The sequence below is a fragment of the Variovorax monticola genome (assembly GCF_051216855.1).
Classification (GTDB): Bacteria; Pseudomonadota; Gammaproteobacteria; order Burkholderiales; family Burkholderiaceae_C; genus Variovorax.
On sequence record NZ_JBPJZP010000009.1, the window covers coordinates 22,769 to 42,343 of the forward strand.

The window sequence follows — 19,575 nt, forward strand, 5'->3', positions numbered from 1 at the left end:
TTAAAAGGCACTTTCGAACACGTGGCATTGCAGCAAATAGTGGAACAAACCGTGGCCGGTCTCGGCTATGACCTGATCGAGATCGAACGCTCGGTCGGGGGAACGCTGCGCGTGACGATTGATTTGCCGTGGACGCCCCCCACATCGGAAGCTGTTGCAGCCGGTGTGCCGGACCCCTTCGTGACGGTCGAAGACTGTGAGAAGGTCACGCGTCAGTTGCAGTTCGCGCTCGAAGTGGACGGTGTCGAATACAAGCGGCTCGAGGTGTCCTCGCCCGGTATCGACCGCCCGCTGCGCAGCGAGCAGGATTTCGGGCGCTTCGTGGGCGAGATCATCGACATCACGTTGAAAGCGCCCATGGGCGCGGCGGCGGCGGGCCAGGTGTCGGCCAATCGCAAGAAATTTCGCGGCACGCTGGAGCGTGTCGAGCAGGCGGATGGCGCCCAGGGCTGGCAGATCGTCTGGAGCGATGCGCCCGAGGCCAAGCCTGGACAAAAAGTGAGCAAGAAGCGCGCGCCTGCACCGTTGCATGCGCTGGGCTTCGTTTTGGACGAGCTGCGCGACGCGCGGCTGGCGCCCATTGTGGATTTCAAGGGCCGCAAGGCCAAAACCCAACCGGGTTTTTCGGATATTGACGACGGAACGCAGGTTCCGGACTGACCAGAGGAGTGGTGGCATGAATCGCGAAATGTTGATGTTGGTGGATGCGATCTCGCGCGAGAAGAACGTCGAACGTGACGTCGTCTTCGGCGCGGTCGAATCCGCACTGGCGCAAGCCACCAAGAAGCTCCATCAGGGCGATGTGGACATCCGCGTGGTGGTCGATCGCGACAGCGGCGACTACGAAACCTTCCGCCGCTGGCACGTCGTTCCCGATGAAGCCGGCCTGCAGTTGCCCGACCAGGAAATTCTCCTGTTCGAGGCAAAGGAAGAAATGTCGGACATCGAAGTCGGCGAGTACATCGAAGAAGCGGTGGACTCGGTGCCCATCGGCCGTATCGGCGCCATGGCCGCCAAGCAGGTCATCCTGCAGAAGATCCGCGACGCGGAGCGCGAGATGCTGCTCAACGACTTCATGTCGCGCGGCGACAAGATCTTCGTGGGCACCGTCAAGCGCCTGGACAAGGGCGACATCATCGTCGAGGCCGGTCGCGTCGAAGGCCGCCTGCGCCGCAGCGAGATGATCGCCAAGGAAAACCTGCGCAACGGCGACCGCGTGCGGGCCATGATCATGGAGGTCGACCTGACGCTGCGCGGCGCGCCGATCATCCTGTCGCGCTCGGCACCCGAGTTCATGATCGAGCTGTTCCGCCAGGAAGTGCCCGAAATCGAACAGGGCCTGCTCGAAATCAAGAGCTGCGCCCGTGACCCGGGTTCGCGCGCCAAGATCGCCGTGCTCTCGCACGACAAGCGCGTCGACCCGATCGGCACCTGTGTCGGCGTGCGCGGCACCCGTGTCAACGCCGTGACCAACGAGCTCGCCGGCGAGCGCGTCGACATCGTGCTGTGGAGCGAAGACCCGGCCCAGTTCGTGATCGGTGCCCTGGCACCGGCCAACGTGTCGTCGATCGTGGTCGACGAAGAAAAGCACGCCATGGACGTGGTGGTCGACGAGGAGAACCTCGCCATCGCCATCGGCCGCGGCGGCCAGAACGTACGCCTGGCTTCCGACCTCACCGGCTGGAAGATCAACATCATGGACGCCAACGAGTCTGCGCAGAAGCAGGCCGTCGAAACCGATGCCAGCCGCAAGCTCTTCATGGAAAAGCTCGATGTCGACGAGGAAATCGCCGACATCCTGATCGCCGAAGGCTTCAACAGCCTCGAGGAAGTGGCCTACGTGCCAATTTCCGAAATGTTGGAGATCGAAGCCTTCGACGAAGACACCATCAATGAGCTGCGCACGCGCGCCAAGGATGCGCTGTTGACCATGGAAATCGCCAAGGAAGAGGGCGTCGAGGTCCAGCCGCAGGTATCGCAAGACCTGCACGACCTCGAGGGCCTCGACCCCGAGCTGATTCCCAAGCTGACCGAAGCGGGTGTCAACACCCGTGACGATCTTGCCGACCTCGCGGTCGATGAACTCACCGAGATCACCGGCCACAGCGCCGATGACGCCAAAACCCTCATCTTGAAAGCCCGCGAACATTGGTTCGCTGGCCAAGAGTGACGGTCATGAAGGCACGAAACCAATATGTCCAGTACCACTGTCGCCGAGTTCGCGAACGAGCTCAAGAAGACTCCCGAAACCTTGCTTGACCAGCTCAAGAGCGCAGGTGTGCCCAAAGCGGCCGCCACCGACGCGCTCACCGAGGCTGACAAGCAACGCCTGCTCGGCCACCTCAAGGCCAGCCACGGCACCGTCGAGCCCGAGCGCAAGAAGATCACGCTGACGAAAAAGTCGACCAGCGAGATCAAGCAGGCCGACGCCACCGGCCGCGCCCGCACGATCCAGGTCGAGGTGCGCAAGAAGCGCACCTTCATCCAGCGCGAGGACGGTCATCCGGCCACGCCGGAATCGGCACAGCATGCGGAAGAAGCGCCGGTCGAGGCTCCCGAAGCTCCGCGCGTCGACGAGGCCGAACTGGCCCGCCGCGAGGAAGAGGCGCGCCGCCAGGCCGAGCTGATCCGCCGCCAGGAAGAAGAACTGGCCGAAAAGCGTCGTCTGCGCGAAGAAGCCGAAGCCCGCGATCGCGAACAGGCCGAGAAGGTCGAGCGCGCCGAACAGGCTGAGCAGGCACAGCAGGAAGCCGTGCGCATCGCCGCCGCGAAGAAGGCCGCTGCGTTTGCAGAGACCGCCGCAGTCAACGCGGCCAGCAAAGACGCGCACTCCAGGCCCGCAGCCGCACCTGCTCCCGCAGTGATTGCCGCCGCCGCAGCCGCCGAACAGCAGGCCGCCGACACCAAGCTCGCCGCGCAGAACGCCGCCACGCAAGCCAAGGAAGACGCGAAGGCCAAGGCCGCCGCCGAATCGAAGGCCCGTGCCGACGAGGAAGCCGCCCGCGCCAAGGACCTGGACGAGCGTCGCCGCAAGGCCCTCGCCGAAGCCGAAGCCATCCGCGCCATGATGAATGCACCGGCCCGCGTGCTGGTGCCGCACAAGGCTCCCGAGAAGCCGCAGCCCGAAAAGGCCGCGGTCAAGGGCACGCTGCACAAGCCCGCCACGCCCGCGCCGCGTCCCGGCGCGCCAGCCGCACCGGGTGCTGCCGCAGCGCCTGGCGCTGCCGGTGCCGGCAAGGAAGTCAAGTCCGCCAAGCTCTCGTCGAGCTGGGCCGGCGATCCTGCCAAGAAGAAGGAAATCAAGACACGCGGCGATGCCAGCGGCGGTGTCAGTCGCGGCAACTGGCGCGGAGGCCCGCGTGGTCGCCGTGGCAACGACCGCGGCGGTCACGACGAGCAGCACGCACCGGCCGCACCGGTCGAGGCGCGCGTTCTCGAGGTGCACGTTCCCGAAACCATCACCGTGGCCGAACTGGCCCACAAGATGGCCGTGAAGGCGCAGGAAGTCATCAAGCAGCTGATGAAGCTCGGCATGATGGCGACCATCAACCAGTCGCTCGACCAGGACACCGCGATGATCATCGTGGAGGACATGGGTCACAACGCCGTGGTTGCCGCGCTGGACGATCCGGAAGCCTTCACCGACGATGACGTGTCGGCGCAAACCGCCGAGTCCTTGCCGCGCGCACCGGTCGTGACCGTCATGGGTCACGTCGACCACGGCAAGACTTCGCTGCTGGACTACATCCGCCGCGCCAAGGTTGCAGCGGGCGAAGCCGGCGGCATCACGCAGCACATCGGTGCCTACCACGTGGAAACCGCACGCGGCATGGTGTCGTTCCTCGACACCCCCGGTCACGAGGCGTTCACCGCCATGCGTGCCCGCGGTGCGCAGGCCACGGACATCGTGATCCTGGTGGTGGCGGCCGACGACGGCGTCATGCCCCAGACCAAGGAAGCCATCAAGCACGCCAAGGCTGCAGGTGTGCCGATCGTGGTTGCAATCAACAAGGTGGACAAGCCCGACGCCAATCTGGACCGCGTGAAGCAGGAACTGGTGGCCGAAGAGGTGGTGCCGGAAGAGTACGGCGGCGACGTGCCGTTCGTGAAGGTTTCCGCCAAGACGGGCGAGGGCATCGACGACCTGCTCGAACAGGTGTTGCTGCAGGCCGAAGTGCTGGAGCTCAAGGCGCCGGTGGATGCCGCGGCCAAGGGCCTGGTCATCGAAGCGCAGCTCGACAAGGGCCGCGGCCCGGTGGCGACGGTGCTGATCCAGTCGGGCACGCTCAAGGCGGGCGACGTGGTGCTGGCGGGTTCGACCTATGGCCGCGTGCGCGCCATGCTCGACGAAGACGGCAAGACGATCAAGTCCGCGGGTCCTTCGATCCCGGTCGAGATCCAGGGTCTGACCGAAGTGCCGCAAGCGGGCGACGAATTCATGGTGATGAGCGACGAGCGCCGAGCGCGTGAAATCGCCACCTACCGTGCCGGCAAGTTCCGCAACACCAAGTTGGCGAAGCTGCAGGCCGCGAACCTGCAGAACATGTTCACCGACCTGTCGGCGGGCGAAGTGCAGACGCTGCGCATCATCATCAAGGCCGACGTGCAGGGCTCGCAGGAAGCGCTGGCCCAGTCGCTGCTCAAGCTGGCGACCGAAGAGGTCAAGGTGCAGATGGTGTACGCTGGTGTCGGCGGCATCAGCGAAAGCGACATCAACCTGGCCATCGCCTCGAAGGCCGTGGTGATCGGTTTCAACGTGCGGGCCGATTCCGGTGCGCGCAAGCTGGCCGAGAACAACGGCGTGCAGTTGAACTACTACAGCATCATTTACGACGCTGTGGACGAGATCAAGGTCGCAATGTCGGGCATGCTGGCACCGGAGCGCCGCGAAGAGATCATCGGCTCGGCCGAGATCCGCACGGTGTTCGTGGCCTCGAAGATCGGTACGGTCGCAGGCTCGTACGTCACTTCCGGCTCGGTCAACCGCAGCGCGCATTTCCGCCTGCTGCGCGACAACGTGGTGATCTACACCGGCGAAGTCGACTCGATCAAGCGCATGAAGGACGATGTCCGCGAAGTCCGCGAAGGTTTTGAGTGCGGTATCAAGCTCAAGAACTACAACGACATCAAAGAAGGCGATCAGCTCGAATTCTTCGAAATCAAGGAAATCGCCCGGACGCTGTAAGCGTTCGAAGCGAAAGAGTCCATGCCGAAAAGAAAAGCCGCCGCCCCCAATCGCGCGTTCAAGGTTGCCGACCAGATCCAGCGGGATCTGACGGAACTGATCGCGCGCGACTTGAAGGACCCGCGCGTGGGCATGGTCACGATCCAGGCCGTCGAGGTCACGCCCGACTATGCGCACGCGAAGATCTTCTTCAGCGTGCTCACGGGTGACGTGGACGAGACCACCGAAGCGTTGAACCAGGCCGCGGGCTTCCTGCGCAACGGCCTGTTCAAGCGCCTGCACATTCACACGGTGCCTACGCTGCACTTCCTGTTCGACCGCACCACCGAGCGCGCGGCCGACATGAACGCGCTCATCGCGCAAGCCGTCGCCTCGCGTTCGAAAGACGAATAGCCATGAACGCGCCACGCACAAGGGTGCAGCGGCGCCCTGTGCATGGGGTGTTGTTGCTCGACAAACCGCTGGGACTCTCCAGCAACCAGGCCTTGCAGAAGGCCAAGTGGTTGCTGCGCGCGGAAAAAGCGGGCCATACCGGCACGCTCGATCCGCTCGCGACCGGGGTCCTGCCCTTGTGTTTCGGCGCGGCCACCAAGTTCAGCCAACTGCACCTGGACGCCGACAAGACCTACGAGGCCACGGCGCTTCTCGGTGTGAAGACCGCCACCGGCGATGCCGAGGGCGATGTGATCGCCGAGCGGCCCGTGCATGTGACACCCGATGATCTGGTGCGCGTCGAGGGGCAGTTCACCGGCCCGATCCGCCAGGTGCCTCCGATGCACAGCGCGCTCAAGAAGGACGGCAAGGCGCTGTACGAATACGCCCGCGAAGGCATAGAGATCGAGCGGGCGCCCCGCGACGTCGTGATCTACAAGCTGAAACTGGCTGAAGCGGGCGATGCGCAAGGGTTGGCCACTATCAAAATAGTAGCGACCGTGAGCAAGGGCACCTACATCCGCACCCTCGGCGAAGACATCGGCGAGGCCCTGGGATGCGGCGCGCACCTGACTTCGCTGCGGCGCACCGCCACCGGCAATTTCGTCGAGGCACAGTGCATCACGCTCGAAGCCCTCGAGGCGATGGACGAAGAGGAGCGCCTGGCGCAGCTCTTGCCTGCCGAATCGCTGGTGGACGGCCACAGCCGCGTCACGCTCGGCGCGGAAGATGCGGCACGTTTTCTTTCGGGCCTGCGCCGCAGCGGCGACTGGGCCGATGCGGGCGAGGTGGCCGTGTTCGGCACCGAGCCGCCGGCCTTCCTGGGCTCTGCCCACGTCAAGGCCGGTGAATTGATCCCGGGGCGCTTGCTGAACCCCATCGAAATCCAGCAAATTCTTTTGAACGCACAACAGACCGAAGCGACACCATGAGTACCAAGCAAATCCGCAATATCGCCATCATTGCCCACGTGGACCATGGCAAGACCACGATGGTCGACCAGCTGCTGCGCCAGTCGGGCACCTTCGCCGATCACGAGAAGGTCGTCGACACGGTGATGGACAACAACGCCATCGAAAAGGAACGTGGCATCACGATCCTGGCCAAGAACTGCGCCGTGACCTGGGAAGGCACGCACATCAACATCGTCGACACCCCGGGCCACGCGGACTTCGGCGGTGAAGTGGAACGCGCGCTGTCGATGGTCGACGGCGTGGTGCTGCTGATCGACGCGCAGGAAGGCCCGATGCCGCAGACCCGCTTCGTGACCAAGAAGGCGCTGGCCCTGGGCCTGAAGCCCATCCTGGTGGTGAACAAGGTCGACAAGCCCGGTGCGAACCCGGACAAGGTGGTCAACGCCGCCTTCGACCTGTTCGACAAGCTCGGCGCCACCGACGAACAGCTCGACTTCCCCGTGGTGTATGCCTCGGGCATCAACGGCTGGTCGTCGCTGGAAGAAGGCGCTGCCGGCGAGCAGTGGGGCCCCGACATGTCGGCCCTGTTCAACACCATCCTGAAGCACGTGCCTGCGCAAAAGGGTGACCCCGAAGCGCCGCTGCAGCTGCAGATTTCCGCGCTCGACTTCTCGACCTTCGTCGGCCGCATCGGCGTGGGCCGCATCAGCCAGGGCACGATCAAGCCCATGATGGACGTGGTCGTCATGGAAGGACCGGACGGCAAGGTCGTCAAGGGCCGCGTCAACCAGGTGCTGACGTTCCAGGGTCTGGAGCGCGTGCAGGCGACCGAAGCCGGCCCGGGCGAGATCGTGCTGATCAACGGCATCACCGACATCGGCATCGGCGTTACCGTGACCGACCCCGCCAACCCGGCACCGCTGCCCATGCTCAAGGTCGACGAACCGACCCTGACCATGAACTTCTGCGTCAACACCAGCCCGCTGGCCGGCCGCGAAGGCAAGTACATCACCAGCCGTCAGATCTGGGACCGCCTGCAGAAAGAGCTGCAACACAACGTGGCGCTGCGCGTCAAGGAAACCGACGAAGAAGGCATCTTCGAAGTCATGGGCCGCGGCGAACTGCACCTGACCATCCTGCTGGAAAACATGCGTCGCGAAGGCTACGAACTCGCCGTGTCGAAGCCGCGCGTGGTGTTCCGCACCGTCAACGGCGAAAAGCACGAGCCGATCGAACTGGTGACCGTGGACGTCGAAGAGCAGCACCAGGGCGGCGTGATGCAGGCGCTGGGCGAGCGCAAGGGCGATCTGGTCAACATGGAACCGGACGGCCGCGGTCGCACGCGCCTCGAATACCGCATTCCGGCGCGGGGCCTGATCGGCTTCACCAACGAGTTCCTGAATCTGACGCGCGGCTCCGGCCTCATCAGCAACATTTTCGACAGCTACGAAGCGCACAAGGGCGACATCGGCGGGCGCAAGCAAGGCGTGCTGATCTCCATGGACGACGGTGAAATCTTCACCTACGCCCTGGGCAAGCTGGACGACCGTGGCCGCATGTTCGTCAAGGCGAACGACCCGGTATACGAAGGCATGATCGTCGGCATCCACAGCCGCGACAACGACCTGGTGGTGAATGCCACGCGCACCAAGCAGCTGACCAACTTCCGCGTCTCGGGCAAGGAAGATGCGATCAAGATCACGCCCCCGATCGACCTCACGCTCGAATACGGCGTGGAGTTCATCGAGGACGACGAGCTGGTCGAAATCACCCCCAAGAGCGTTCGCCTGCGCAAGCGCTTCCTGAAGGAACACGAGCGCAAGCGCGCCGGCCGCGACACGTCGCAAGGCTGATAGCTTTCGCCCCTGCCTGTGCAGGGGTGCGCAGTTTCCAGATCACCTTCTGGCGCAGCTTCTTCGAGAGAAGCTGCCGCCAGGGGTGATTTTTTCGTTGGCGCGCCGCCTTATTGCGGCAGGGCCACGTCGGTGAGGCCCATGCGCTTCAAGCGGGCCTCGAGCACCGAGCGGGTGAAGGTCTTCGAAAAGTCGTCGCTCACGCGCCAGTTTCCGTTCGCTTGCAGAAACTTGAATTCGCCGGTCAGCGCGAGCGATCGGGTGTCGCCGCCGATGGCGCCCAGCATGCGGTCGTTGTATTCGATGACCAGCGGGCATGCCTGCCCAGCGTCGTTCTCGAGCGCCCGGCATGGCCCGGCCACCTCGACCTCCGCAATTTCGCGCGAGCGGTCCGGGTCTTTGTCGATCAGGCCGGATTCGTTGCGCGGGCGCAGGCGCGAAACCGTCGGGCGCTCGCTCAGCGGCGCAGCCCCTTCGCGGAATGCCTTCTCCAGCGCCTCGCGGCCGATGGGCTCGGCGTTGTAGAGCGGCTTGCCGCTGGCATCGAGATGACCGAAGCGCGCCTGCACGATGGCCAGGTCGGCGCCGCGCACCACCATGTCGTCGCTCTTCGGCGCGACGGGGCCGATGGTGAAGGCCATCGGGTCTCGCTTGTCGCCCTGCATCATCACGGCCGTGCAGCCGCGCACACGGTCTGTCTTGCGATAGCCGATCTCGCGCATGCTGCCGACGGACGGCGTTTGAAGCTCGGCGCGCTTTTGCGGATCGAGGGTGCGCATGCGCACGTCCAGGGAAACACGGAACATCAGGCTGTCGAGCGTCTTGCGCGTGGAGGCCGCGTCGCAGGCGGGCACGCCGGCCGGTGCGAAGAGGTACCAGCCGAGGCCGCCGCCGATCACCAGCACGCTCAGCATCAGCTTCAGCGCGCCGACATGGCGCGCGCGCTGCGTGCGGGACTTCCATGCCTTCACGGCTTGCGCATCGGCATCGATCAGCGCCTGTGCCTCGTTCACGATGCGCACGCGGTCCGCCGCCATGGCAAAGGCCGGCTCGGCGGCAACCTGGGCGCGGAGTGCTTCGAAGCCCTTCTTGTCGATGAGCTCCTCGCTCACCAGCCAGGCCAGCGTGGCCGCCGCGGAGGCGGGCACGGTGCCGACGACGGGTGTTTCTTCCAGCGCCTCGTCGCGTGTCGGTGTGTCGATGAGGCCGTTGCCGTGCAGCGCCTGGAGCGCTTCGTGGGTGATGCCTTGCCCGGCCAGCTCGACTTGGTCGTCGGCATCCATCGCGCTCATCGCGGCGTCGTCCGCGTGCGGATGGGCGGGCTCGGCGGCCTCGACGTCGTCGAGCGCAGCGTTCTGTTGCGCTTCGGTGATCAGGCCTCGCACGCGCATCCATGCCAGGGCATGCGCGGGGCCGGGCAGGGGCGGGAGGCTCGGCGTCTCGGGATGTGCAAGCACGGCGTCGTGCTGCGTGTCGGTGATCAGGCCCTGGGTCAGCAGCGCGAGGAACGCGTCCGGGTTGGCGTCAGAAGTCATGCGGGGATTCTGCCGCGCGCCCGCGGGGCGATGCGTCGGTCGAAGCGGACAAAAAAACGCCGGCGGCTGCCGGCGTTTGTCTGCGCTGTGCCCTGGTGAATCAGGGGCGAGCGACCTTCCAGGCGCCGTTGGCCACGCCGTCACCGGTCTTGTCGCCAGCCTTGGCGTCCTTCGACCAGAAGTACAGCGGCCAGCCCTTGTAGGCCCATTGGCGCTTGCCGTCTTCGCGAATGATGATGGTGTAGCCGCCGATGGGCCTGGCGGTCTCGGCGACGCCGAGCGCCGGCCAGTTGGTGGCGCACTGGGCGTTGCAGGCGGAGGTGCCGGCACCGGCCGTGTCCTTGGCGAAGGTGTACAGCGTCATGCCGTTCGGTCCGACCAGCACGCCGTCGGCGGTGCGGGTGGGGGTGTCGGGCGTTTGGGCAGTCGGGGACATGCTGCCGCAGCCGGCAAGCAGGGCCGCCGCGAGGATCGAGGCGCTGAGCAATTTCATGCAGTTTCTCCTTCAGTTGAAAAATCGCGAAGACGGGTCCGGTGACGGGCCGGGCCCAACGAATACGCGAGCCGGCAGTTTATGCGTTCATCAAGACAAATCGCGGTAGGCCAGCGTCGCAAGTTTGAGCAGAAGTTCTCGCGGCAGCTTGCCCGCGAGGGCATAGCCGAAGCCCTGGTCGACCCAGTAGAAACTCGGCACGGGGCCTTCGGCGGCGAATCGGAAGGCCGTTTCGCGCGCGGCGGCGGCACCGGCCGCGTTGGCGTCCAGCGTGCCGATGTACAGCGTCACGCGCTCGCCGGCGGCGTCCTCGAACATGAACTGGGCGCGAGCACCGGTTTCCCCGGGCAGCAATCGGCCACCGACCAGGGTGTACCCCTGGGACGACAGGTCGGGCACCTTCAGCGGCCGGTCCAGGCGCTTGGACAGCCACTGCACCAGGTGCTGCTGCTCGGACGCGGCCACTTCGACAGGGTGCCGCTTCTCCGGCGTGTAGACGACGTGCGCCATCGACGCGTCGTGCACGAACTCGCGCACCGCCGGCGCCTTGGCCAGCTGCGAGCCGCCGTGCGCGGCGGACCATTGGCTGCTGCCGAGCCAGCCGGCAGCGAAAGCGACCAGCACGCCGGCCGCCATGGCGCCCCAGCGCATCCAGGAGTCACGCGGCGCTCCCGGTGGCGGATGGTCGCCGAGCGCATTCATCAGGGCTGTGGGAACGGGCTCGTCGAGCAGTTCGCGGTGCAGCGTGCGCAAGGCGTCACGCTGCGTGTGCCACGCGGCGATCTCCGCGGCCACGGCAGGGTCGCGCGCAATGGCTTCTTCGACCGCGCCATGACGTTCGGCGGCCAATTGGCCGTCGACCCAGGCATGCAGTTCGTCGTCGGTGGGGGGCGGGGCGGGGCGGTTCATGGTGCGGCGGGTTTCATTTGAGGCGGCGCAGGCCGGGGCGAACGGGGGCGCGGGCGCCGTCCATCAGCTCCTGCAGCCGGACGCGGGCGCGCGACAGGCGCGACATGACGGTGCCCGTGGGAATGCCGAGCACCTTGGCCACCTCGGCATACGACAGGTCTTCGAGCGTCACCAGCAGCAGCACGGCGCGCTGCTCCTCGGGCAGCTGCATCAGGCAGCGCTGCAGGTCCAGGCGCGTGCCCTGGTCTCGGCCCGGGTCGATGCCGCCCTGCATCTCGTGCGGCAGTTCGTCGAGCGATACAACCGCGTGCGGTGGCGGCGTGCGCCGCGCCTGGCTAGCGAAGATGTTGTGCATCACCGTGAACAGCCACGCGCGCAGATCGCTGCCCACCACCCACAGGCGCCACTTGCTGCAGGCGCGCTCTAGCGTGTCCTGCACCAGGTCGTCGGCCGCCCATGCGTTGCCCGTGAGCGCGCGCGCATAGCGGCGCAGGCTCGGGATGTGCTCGACCAGCAGGCGGGCGTCCATGGGAGCGTGGGTGGGTTGAAAAGGCGATCAGGGCTTGGCGGTTTTCCAGGTGCCGTTGACGCCGTCGCCGGTCTTGTCGCCCGGCTTGGTGTCCTTGACCCAGTAGTACAGCGGCCAGCCCTTGGCGGCCCATTGCTTCTTGCCGTCGTCGCGGGTGACGACAGTGAAGTCGCCGGCCGCCTTGTCGCCCTCGGCAGCCATGAACGGCGGCCAGTTGGTGGCGCAGCCGCCGTTGCAGACCGACTTGCCGTTGCCGGCCGTGTCCTTGTCGAAGGTGTAGAGCGTCATGCCGTTGGCACCGACCAGCGCGCCGTCGGCAGGCTTGGGTTCGGCGAAAGCCGGCAGCGCGAGCAGGGCGCCGAGCAGCACTGCGGAAGAAGCGTGCGAAAGAAGAGGACGCAGCGAACGGCTGAATGGCGACATGGAAAGACTCCTGGGTTGTGATGGCACCGGGTTGTCCGGTGACAAACGCACAAACGCCCGCAGCGTGTCTTTTATTCCATCGCCTGCAAGAAAAAAAGATTCAGCGGCTGCGGCTCTTCATGGCGCGCTCGACCTCGCGCTTGCCTTCGCGGTCCTTGATGGTGTCGCGCTTGTCGTGCTCGGCCTTGCCCTTGGCCAGTGCGATGTCGCATTTCACCTTGCCGGCTTTCCAGTGCAGGTTGAGCGGCACCAGCGTGTAGCCCTTCTGCTCGATCTTGCCGACCAAGCGGCGGATTTCTTCCTTGTGCAGCAGCAGCTTCTTGGTGCGGATCGAGTCGGGACTGACGTGGGTCGAGGCGCTCTTGAGCGGGTTGATCTGCAGGCCCACGACGTACAACTCGCCTTCGCGGATCACCACGTAGCCGTCGGTCAGTTGCACCTTGCCTTCGCGCAGGGATTTGACCTCCCAGCCTTCGAGGACCATGCCGGCCTCGAAACGCTCTTCGAAGAAATAGTTGTAGGCGGCCTTCTTGTTGTCGGCAATGCGGGAGGAGGTATCTTGTTTCTTTGTGGCCATGACTCAGGAATGTTGGGGCTGCATGGCTTCAATACAATCCGTCGCGCACGCTGTGCCGATTCTATGAAAACAGTCAACAAGTCCGTCCTCATCTGGTACAGCGCCGAAGAAATGTACGCGCTGGTCACCGACGTGGCCAAGTATCCGCAGTTTCTTCCCTGGTGCGACAAGTCGCGCGTCGTCGAGCAGGACGAGGCCGGCATGACCGCCGAAGTCGGCCTGTCCTTCGGCGGCCTGCGCAAGAGCTTCACCACCCGCAACACCCACGTACCGGGGCGCGAAGTGCAGCTCAAGCTGGTCGACGGGCCGTTCTCCAACCTCGACGGTCAATGGAAGTTCGTGCCCGTGGGCGAAGCGGGCGAGCGCGCCTGCCGCGTCGAGCTGCACCTGAGCTACGGCTTCAGCAATTTCGCGCTCCAGGCGCTGGTGGGGCCGGTGTTCGACACCATCGCCTCCAGCCTGGTCGAGGCCTTCGTCAAGCGCGCCGAACAGGTCTACGGCGCGACCTGATGACCGGTGTGATCGAGGTCACCCTGAACTGCTCGCCCGCGGCGCGCGAGGTGTTCGAGCAGACGCTGCGGCTTGTGCCCGGCACCACGCTGGCCGATGCGGTCAAGGCCAGCGGCCTGTCTCGGCAGTTTCCGGACCTGGACTGGCGCCACGCCACCACACCGGGCATCTGGGGCAAGGCGGTCGAGTGGGAGCAGGCCTTGAAAGACGGTGACCGCATCGAACTGTGCCGCCCCCTCCAGGTCGACCCGAAGGTCGCGCGCCGGGAGCGCTTTCAGCGCCAGGGCGCACGGGGAACCGGTCTTTTCGCGACCCGCCGCAAGGGCGGCGCAGCCGGCTACTGACGCTGCCGCGTCGCCGTCACTTGCAGTCGCTGTCGATGACCGACTGAATGCGCTTTTGCTCGGCGGCGCGCGCGGAGTCGTCCATGATCTCGCGCTCGCCGCTGGCGTTGACCCTGGCGATGCGCACGCCGCTGTCGACCGTGGCTTTGCCCTGACGTGCGAGGGCGCAGTTGTCGGCCTTGGCTTTGGCGGCCTTGGCTGTTTCCGCAGCCTGTTTGGCTTTTTCGTCGGCTTCGGCCTTTTTGGTTTTTTCTTCGAGCTCCTTGTCGACACCGCTCGGCTTGGGGGCCGCTCCTGTCTTCGGTGCGGCAGCGGCATCGGCTGCGCCTTCCGCGGGCGCAGCATCCACATTGGGATTCGCGGTAGAGCGTGCAACCGGCGGCGGGCCGACGCGTCGCAGGATGTTTTTCTCTGGAACGTCGGGCGGCGGCGCCTGGTCGCTGAAGACCTTCTTGCCGTTCTTGTCGAGCCATTGCCATTGGGCGCTTGCGGACAGCGGCAGCGCAACGACACATCCCAATACCAGCCAGTGCACGAATTTCATGCGCGAATTTTAGCCTTGCCTTACTTTTTGCAACATCCGCGTCGGATGGCATGGGGTGCTTTTGCAACGCGGCTGAAAAGCCCGGGCCGGCAAACCCTGCGGGCGCCTCGTTACAATCCGTCTTTTGGAGCTTCACCCATGCGCCTTCTCGGCAAAGCGCTCACCTTCGACGATGTGTTGTTGGTGCCAGCGTTCTCCCAGGTCCTGCCCAAGGACACCTCTCTCGCCACCAAACTCTCCCGCAACATCACGCTGAACCTGCCGCTCGTCTCGGCGGCCATGGACACCGTGACCGAAGCCCGCCTCGCGATCGCCATCGCGCAGGAGGGCGGCATGGGAATCGTGCACAAGAACCTCACCGCGCAACAGCAGGCCGCCGAAGTGGCCCGCGTGAAGCGCTACGAGTCGGGCGTGCTGCGCGACCCGGTGGTGATCACGCCCACGCACTCGGTGCGCCAGGTGATGGCGCTGTCCGACCAGCTCGGCATCTCCGGCTTTCCGGTGATCGACGGCGGCAAGGTCGTCGGTATCGTGACGGGGCGCGACCTGCGCTTCGAAACCCGCTACGACGTGCCCGTCAGCGAAATCATGACGCAGCGCGACAAGCTCATCACCGTGCCCGACGGCACCACGCTGGCCGATGCAAAGGCGCTGCTCAACAAGTACAAGCTCGAGCGCCTGCTGGTCATCAACAGCGACTGGGAGCTCAAGGGCCTGATCACCGTCAAGGACATCACCAAGCAGACCAGCTTCCCCAACGCCGCACGCGACGCCAGCGGCCGCCTGCGCGTGGGCGCGGCGGTGGGCGTGGGCGACGGCACCGAAGAGCGCGTCGAAGCGCTGGTGAAGGCCGGCGTCGACGCCATCGTGGTCGATACCGCCCATGGCCACAGCGCCGGTGTGATCGAGCGCGTGCGCTGGGTCAAGCGCAACTATCCCCAGGTCGACGTCATCGGCGGCAACATCGCCACCGGTGATGCCGCTCGTGCACTGGCCGATGTCGGCGCCGATGCGGTCAAGGTCGGCATCGGCCCGGGCTCCATCTGCACCACCCGCATCGTGGCGGGCGTGGGTGTCCCGCAGATCATGGCGGTCGACAGCGTGGCCACCGCGCTGCACGGCACGGGTGTTCCACTGATCTCCGATGGCGGCGTGCGCTACTCGGGCGACATCGCCAAGGCGATTGCCGCCGGTGCCAGCACCGTGATGATGGGCAGCATGTTCGCCGGCACCGAAGAAGCGCCCGGCGAAATCGTGCTGTACCAGGGCCGCAGCTACAAGAGCTACCGCGGCATGGGCTCCATCGGCGCGATGCAGCAGGGCAGTGCGGACAGGTACTTCCAGGAATCGACCACCGGCAACCCCAACACCGACAAGCTGGTGCCCGAAGGCATCGAAGGGCGCGTGCCCTACAAGGGCTCGATCGTCTCCATCGTCTACCAGATGGCCGGTGGCGTGCGCGCCAGCATGGGCTACTGCGGTTGCGCGACCATCGCGGACATGCAGAACAAGGCCGAGTTCGTCGAGATCACCACGGCCGGCATCCGCGAGAGCCATGTGCACGACGTGCAGATCACCAAAGAAGCGCCGAACTACCGGGCTGAATAAGCTCAATCTGGCCAGACCTTGAAAGTCAGGCCAGACTGAGTTTAGAATTCGGGCCAGATTCAATTTTTCTGGCCCAAATGCAATCCATCGGCATCGCTGAAGCCAAGAACAACTTCTCCGCCCTGATCGACCTGGTCGAAAAGGGCGAGGAGGTTCGTATCACCCGCCACGGCAAGGAAGTCGTGCGCATGCTGCCGGTGCGCCGCAAGCCGGTCATCACCGACGCGCAGATCGCGCGTGAGCTCGGCCAGATCGACGCGCTGCACGCCACCATCCAACCCGGTCTTTCGATGCGCGCCTTGCGTGAAGAAGGGCGCCAACCGTGACCGCCTTCGTCATCGACGCCTCGGTCACCGCCGCCTGGCTGCTGCCCGACCAGGCCAGCGAACACACCCGCAAGCTCTACGCCGCCATCCGCCGCGACGAGGTCGAGCCGCAGGCGCCCAACGCCTGGCAATGGGAGTGCGCCAACATCCTCGCCAACGGCGTGCGCAGCGGCCGCATTCCTTCGTCCGCGGTCGAAGGGCTGTGGAGCGTGCTCGACGCCATCCGCCACCGCGTGGAGCTGCACGAACTCGCGCCCGCGCAGCACAAGGCCGTGCTGGCCGTGGCCATCGACGCCGGTGTCTCGCTCTACGACGCGGGCTACCTCTGGCTCGCCAGGTCGCTCGATCTCCCGCTCGCCACCTTCGACGAGCAACTCATCCAGGCGGCGCCCAAGGCGGGCGTCAAGCTGTTCGACATTTCAACGCTCTGAGTCCTCTCGCCATGCAACACGACAAGATCCTCATCCTCGATTTCGGCTCGCAAGTCACCCAGCTGATCGCACGCCGTGTGCGCGAAGCCCATGTGCTGAGCGAAGTGCATCCCTGCGACGTCACCGACGAATGGGTGCGCGAGTACGCCGCCGACGGCCACCTGAAGGGCGTGATCCTCTCGGGCAGCCACGCCAGCGTGTACGAGGACACCACCGACAAGTGCCCGCAGGCCGTGTTCGACCTCGGCGTGCCGGTGCTCGGCATCTGCTACGGCATGCAGACCATGGCCCACCAGCTCGGCGGCAAGGTCGAGGGCGGCCACAAGCGCGAGTTCGGCTTTGCGGCGGTGCGCGCCCACGGCCACACTGCGCTGCTGAAGGACATCGCCGACTTCACCACGCCCGAAGGCCACGGCATGCTCAATGTGTGGATGAGCCATGGCGACAAGGTCACCGAACTTCCGCCGGGCTTCAAGCTCATGGCCAGCACCGACAGCTGCCCCATTGCCGGCATGGCCGACGAGGCGCGCCGCTACTACGGCGTGCAGTTCCACCCCGAGGTCACGCACACCGTGCAGGGCAAGGCGCTGCTCGAGCGCTTCGTGCTCGGCATCTGCGACGCAAAGCCCGACTGGGTCATGCACGACCACATCGCCGAAGCCGTGCAGAAGATCCGCGAGCAGGTGGGCGATGAAGAAGTCATCCTGGGCCTGTCGGGCGGCGTCGATTCGAGCGTGGCGGCCGCGCTCATTCACCGCGCCATCGGCGACCAGCTGACCTGCGTGTTCGTCGACCATGGCCTGCTGCGCCTGAACGAAGGCGACCTGGTCATGGAGATGTTCGAAGGCAAGCTCAACGCGAAGGTGATTCGCGTCGATGCCAGCGACCTGTTCCTCGGCAAGCTCGCCGGCGTGAGCGACCCCGAAGCCAAGCGCAAGATCATCGGCGGCGAGTTCGTCACCGTGTTCAAGCAGGAAGCCGCGAAGTTGAAGGCCGGTGATGGCGGCCACAAGGGCGCGACCTTCCTGGCGCAGGGCACCATCTACCCCGACGTCATCGAGTCGGGCGGCGCCAAGAGCAAGAAGGCCGTCACGATCAAGAGCCACCACAACGTGGGCGGCCTGCCCGAGCAGCTCGGCCTGAAGCTGCTCGAACCGCTGCGCGATCTCTTCAAGGACGAAGTGCGCGAACTCGGCGTGGCACTCGGCCTGCCGCCCGAAATGGTGTATCGCCACCCGTTCCCCGGTCCGGGCCTGGGCGTGCGCATCCTGGGCGAAGTGAAGAAGGAGTACGCCGACCTGCTGCGCCGCGCCGACGCGATCTTCATCGAGGAACTGCGCAACTTCAAGGACGACACCGGCAAGAGCTGGTACGACCTCACGAGCCAGGCCTTCACCGTGTTCCTGCCGGTCAAGAGCGTGGGCGTGATGGGCGACGGGCGCACCTACGACTACGTGGTGGCACTGCGCGCCGTGCAGACCAGCGACTTCATGACCGCCGACTGGGCAGAGCTGCCCTATGCGCTGCTCAAGAAGGTGTCGGGCCGCATCATCAATGAGGTGCGCGGCATCAACCGGGTGACGTACGACGTGTCGAGCAAGCCGCCGGCGACGATCGAGTGGGAATGAAGGCGCCCCTGCAGTTGTCTCTGCGCTAGCTCCCTTGCGGTCTCGAGTTGCTGTTCGCTCCGGCAGTGCCAACCGCGGCCTGCCGAGCACTTGAGTCGCCACACGCGACGCGAACCGCCGCGTCGAGAAGCCACGCCGAAGCACGACGCGGTGCTCGTAGCACCAGATCGACGCCGAGCGCCGCGAGCTCACGCGCGATGGCCGCGCCAATGCCGCTGGATGCGCCGGTGACCAGAGCGCGTTTGCCGATGTTGAGGTTTGCGTGTGTACTCAAATCACTCTCCTTGTTGCGACGCATGCGCGGCAGCTACACCCGTTGCACCACGACCTTGCCCTTGGCGCGCCCGCTGTCGACGTAAGCCAAAGCTTTGTGGATGTCCTGAAACGGGAATACCTTGTCGACGACCGGGCGGATGGCGCCCGATTCGACGAGGGAGGTGATCTCGCGCAACTGCGCCCCATCGGCCCGCATGAAGACGAACGTGTATTCGACTCCGTTCTTCCTTGCCTTCCTCCTGATGCCGAAACTCAGCAGGCGCAGCACCTGCCGGAGCGGCCAGGCCAGTCCTCGCGCGGCGGCGAACGCCGGTGTGGGCGGCCCGGAGATGGAGATGAGATGTCCGCCCGGCTTGAGAACCTGGAGGGATTTGTTCAGCTCGTCGATGCCGAGGCTGTTCAGCACCACGTCGTAGCCACGAAGCACCGCGGCGAAGTCCTGCTGCTTGTAGTCGATGACGACGTCCGCGCCCAAGGCCTTCATCCAGGCGATGTTGGCCGTGCTGGTGGTCGTGGCCACGAACGCGCCGAGATGCTTGGCAAGCTGGATGGCGATGGTGCCTACGCCGCCGGAGCCGGCATGGATCAGCACCTTCTGTCCCTTTTTCAGCTTGGCGGTTTCGACCAGCACCTGCCAGGCCGTCAGGGCCACCAGAGGAAGGGATGCGGCCTCGACCATGCCGAGGTTCACGGGCTTGCGCGCCAGCGACGACTCCTTGACTGCAATGAACTCTGCGAAGGTGCCGATGCGATCGTCGTCAGGTCGTGCGTAGACCTCGTCACCGGGCTTGAACTTGCGAACGCGAGCGCCGACCCGCACGACCGTTCCGGCCATGTCGTTGCCCAGGACCAGCGGCAGGCGATAGGGGAGAATCAGTTTGAATTCGCCGCTCTTGATCTTCGAGTCCAGGGGGTTGATGCTCGCCGCGTGGATCTGGACCAGAACGTCATCGTCCCGGACCTCGGGGTCGGGCATTTCGCCGATGCGGCCAACTTCTTTCTTTCCGTATCGATCGATGATGAAAGCTCTCATGGGAGGATTTTGTCCAGGTTTTTTT

Annotated in this window: 21 protein-coding genes; 12 read left to right on the forward strand and 9 right to left on the reverse strand. The window is 65.4% G+C overall.

Going from position 1 to position 19,575, the window contains the following annotated elements; genetic code table 11:
- The first annotated feature begins 21 nt into the window (after nt 1–21).
- The 6 genes from rimP to typA are packed head-to-tail and all read left to right on the forward strand — an operon-like array spanning nt 22 to nt 8,384.
- Nucleotides 22–660 (forward strand): ribosome maturation factor RimP, encoded by a 639-nt coding sequence (gene rimP, locus ACSFA5_RS29580; RefSeq protein ID WP_435447612.1) that lies wholly within the window; start codon nt 22–24, stop codon nt 658–660.
- Between the two features lie 16 nt (nt 661–676).
- Entirely contained in the window at nt 677–2,170 is a 1,494-nt protein-coding gene (gene nusA, locus ACSFA5_RS29585) for a transcription termination factor NusA (protein ID WP_435447613.1), read from the forward strand.
- A 24-nt stretch (nt 2,171–2,194) separates the two neighbouring features.
- Nucleotides 2,195–5,185 (forward strand): translation initiation factor IF-2, encoded by a 2,991-nt coding sequence (gene infB / locus ACSFA5_RS29590; protein WP_435447614.1) that lies wholly within the window; start codon nt 2,195–2,197, stop codon nt 5,183–5,185.
- Between the two features lie 21 nt (nt 5,186–5,206).
- A complete protein-coding gene (rbfA, locus tag ACSFA5_RS29595) occupies nt 5,207–5,578 on the forward strand; it encodes a 30S ribosome-binding factor RbfA (protein WP_435447615.1) in 372 nt (123 codons plus the stop codon).
- Between the two features lie 2 nt (nt 5,579–5,580).
- The gene (truB, locus tag ACSFA5_RS29600; RefSeq protein WP_435447616.1) at nt 5,581–6,549 is read left to right on the forward strand and encodes a tRNA pseudouridine(55) synthase TruB; all 969 of its coding nucleotides are present in this window, start codon (nt 5,581–5,583) and stop codon (nt 6,547–6,549) included.
- Nucleotides 6,546–8,384 (forward strand): translational GTPase TypA, encoded by a 1,839-nt coding sequence (typA, locus tag ACSFA5_RS29605; protein WP_435447617.1) that lies wholly within the window; start codon nt 6,546–6,548, stop codon nt 8,382–8,384. Before truB ends, typA begins: the two co-directional genes overlap by 4 nt.
- Before the next feature lie 110 nt (nt 8,385–8,494).
- Here the strand turns inward: typA and ACSFA5_RS29610 are convergent, their stop codons facing one another.
- The 6 genes from ACSFA5_RS29610 to smpB all read right to left on the reverse strand — a co-directional run bounded on the left by ACSFA5_RS29610 (nt 8,495) and on the right by smpB (nt 12,850).
- Complete coding sequence (locus tag ACSFA5_RS29610; protein ID WP_435447618.1) at nt 8,495–9,919, reverse strand: hypothetical protein; 1,425 nt, start codon at nt 9,917–9,919, stop codon at nt 8,495–8,497.
- A 100-nt stretch (nt 9,920–10,019) separates the two neighbouring features.
- Nucleotides 10,020–10,412, reverse strand: a complete 393-nt coding sequence (locus ACSFA5_RS29615; RefSeq protein ID WP_435447619.1) for a COG4315 family predicted lipoprotein — start codon at nt 10,410–10,412, stop codon at nt 10,020–10,022.
- A gap of 90 nt (nt 10,413–10,502) precedes the next feature.
- Nucleotides 10,503–11,321: an anti-sigma factor family protein gene (locus tag ACSFA5_RS29620; RefSeq protein ID WP_435447620.1), complete on the reverse strand. Its 819-nt coding sequence runs from the start codon at nt 11,319–11,321 to the stop codon at nt 10,503–10,505.
- 13 nt (nt 11,322–11,334) lie between these two features.
- Complete coding sequence (locus tag ACSFA5_RS29625) at nt 11,335–11,850, reverse strand: sigma-70 family RNA polymerase sigma factor (protein WP_435447621.1); 516 nt, start codon at nt 11,848–11,850, stop codon at nt 11,335–11,337.
- Between the two features lie 27 nt (nt 11,851–11,877).
- Nucleotides 11,878–12,273, reverse strand: a complete 396-nt coding sequence (locus ACSFA5_RS29630) for a COG4315 family predicted lipoprotein (protein WP_435447622.1) — start codon at nt 12,271–12,273, stop codon at nt 11,878–11,880.
- Between the two features lie 100 nt (nt 12,274–12,373).
- On the reverse strand, nt 12,374–12,850 hold the full coding sequence (gene smpB, locus ACSFA5_RS29635) for an SsrA-binding protein SmpB (RefSeq protein ID WP_435438324.1): 477 nt from the start codon (nt 12,848–12,850) through the stop codon (nt 12,374–12,376).
- Nucleotides 12,851–12,913: 63 nt separating this feature from the next.
- Here smpB and ACSFA5_RS29640 point away from each other — a divergent pair, with 63 nt between their 5' ends.
- Together ACSFA5_RS29640 and ACSFA5_RS29645 are read left to right on the forward strand one after the other, a co-directional pair.
- On the forward strand, nt 12,914–13,360 hold the full coding sequence (locus ACSFA5_RS29640; protein WP_435447623.1) for a type II toxin-antitoxin system RatA family toxin: 447 nt from the start codon (nt 12,914–12,916) through the stop codon (nt 13,358–13,360).
- Entirely contained in the window at nt 13,360–13,704 is a 345-nt protein-coding gene (locus ACSFA5_RS29645; RefSeq protein ID WP_435447624.1) for an RnfH family protein, read from the forward strand. The genes ACSFA5_RS29640 and ACSFA5_RS29645 overlap by 1 nt, the downstream gene beginning before the upstream one ends.
- Nucleotides 13,705–13,720: 16 nt before the next feature.
- Here ACSFA5_RS29645 and ACSFA5_RS29650 read toward each other — a convergent pair whose 3' ends face one another.
- Nucleotides 13,721–14,248, reverse strand: coding sequence for a DUF4124 domain-containing protein (locus ACSFA5_RS29650; protein WP_435447625.1), 528 nt, complete (start codon nt 14,246–14,248; stop codon nt 13,721–13,723).
- A gap of 138 nt (nt 14,249–14,386) precedes the next feature.
- On the opposite strand from ACSFA5_RS29650, the gene guaB reads away from it, so the two are divergent.
- From guaB to guaA, 4 genes are all read left to right on the forward strand, one after another.
- On the forward strand, nt 14,387–15,856 hold the full coding sequence (gene guaB / locus ACSFA5_RS29655; RefSeq protein ID WP_435447626.1) for an IMP dehydrogenase: 1,470 nt from the start codon (nt 14,387–14,389) through the stop codon (nt 15,854–15,856).
- A 77-nt stretch (nt 15,857–15,933) separates the two neighbouring features.
- The gene (locus tag ACSFA5_RS29660; protein WP_435447627.1) at nt 15,934–16,182 is read left to right on the forward strand and encodes a type II toxin-antitoxin system Phd/YefM family antitoxin; all 249 of its coding nucleotides are present in this window, start codon (nt 15,934–15,936) and stop codon (nt 16,180–16,182) included.
- Nucleotides 16,179–16,613: a type II toxin-antitoxin system VapC family toxin gene (locus ACSFA5_RS29665; RefSeq protein ID WP_435447628.1), complete on the forward strand. Its 435-nt coding sequence runs from the start codon at nt 16,179–16,181 to the stop codon at nt 16,611–16,613. Before ACSFA5_RS29660 ends, ACSFA5_RS29665 begins: the two co-directional genes overlap by 4 nt.
- Nucleotides 16,614–16,624: 11 nt before the next feature.
- Nucleotides 16,625–18,241: a glutamine-hydrolyzing GMP synthase gene (guaA, locus tag ACSFA5_RS29670; protein WP_435447629.1), complete on the forward strand. Its 1,617-nt coding sequence runs from the start codon at nt 16,625–16,627 to the stop codon at nt 18,239–18,241.
- 25 nt (nt 18,242–18,266) lie between these two features.
- Here the strand turns inward: guaA and ACSFA5_RS29675 are convergent, their stop codons facing one another.
- Both ACSFA5_RS29675 and ACSFA5_RS29680 read right to left on the reverse strand, forming a co-directional pair.
- Complete coding sequence (locus tag ACSFA5_RS29675) at nt 18,267–18,539, reverse strand: SDR family NAD(P)-dependent oxidoreductase (protein WP_435447630.1); 273 nt, start codon at nt 18,537–18,539, stop codon at nt 18,267–18,269.
- 9 nt (nt 18,540–18,548) lie between these two features.
- Entirely contained in the window at nt 18,549–19,550 is a 1,002-nt protein-coding gene (locus tag ACSFA5_RS29680) for an NADP-dependent oxidoreductase (RefSeq protein WP_435447631.1), read from the reverse strand.
- Nucleotides 19,551–19,575 lie beyond the last annotated feature (25 nt).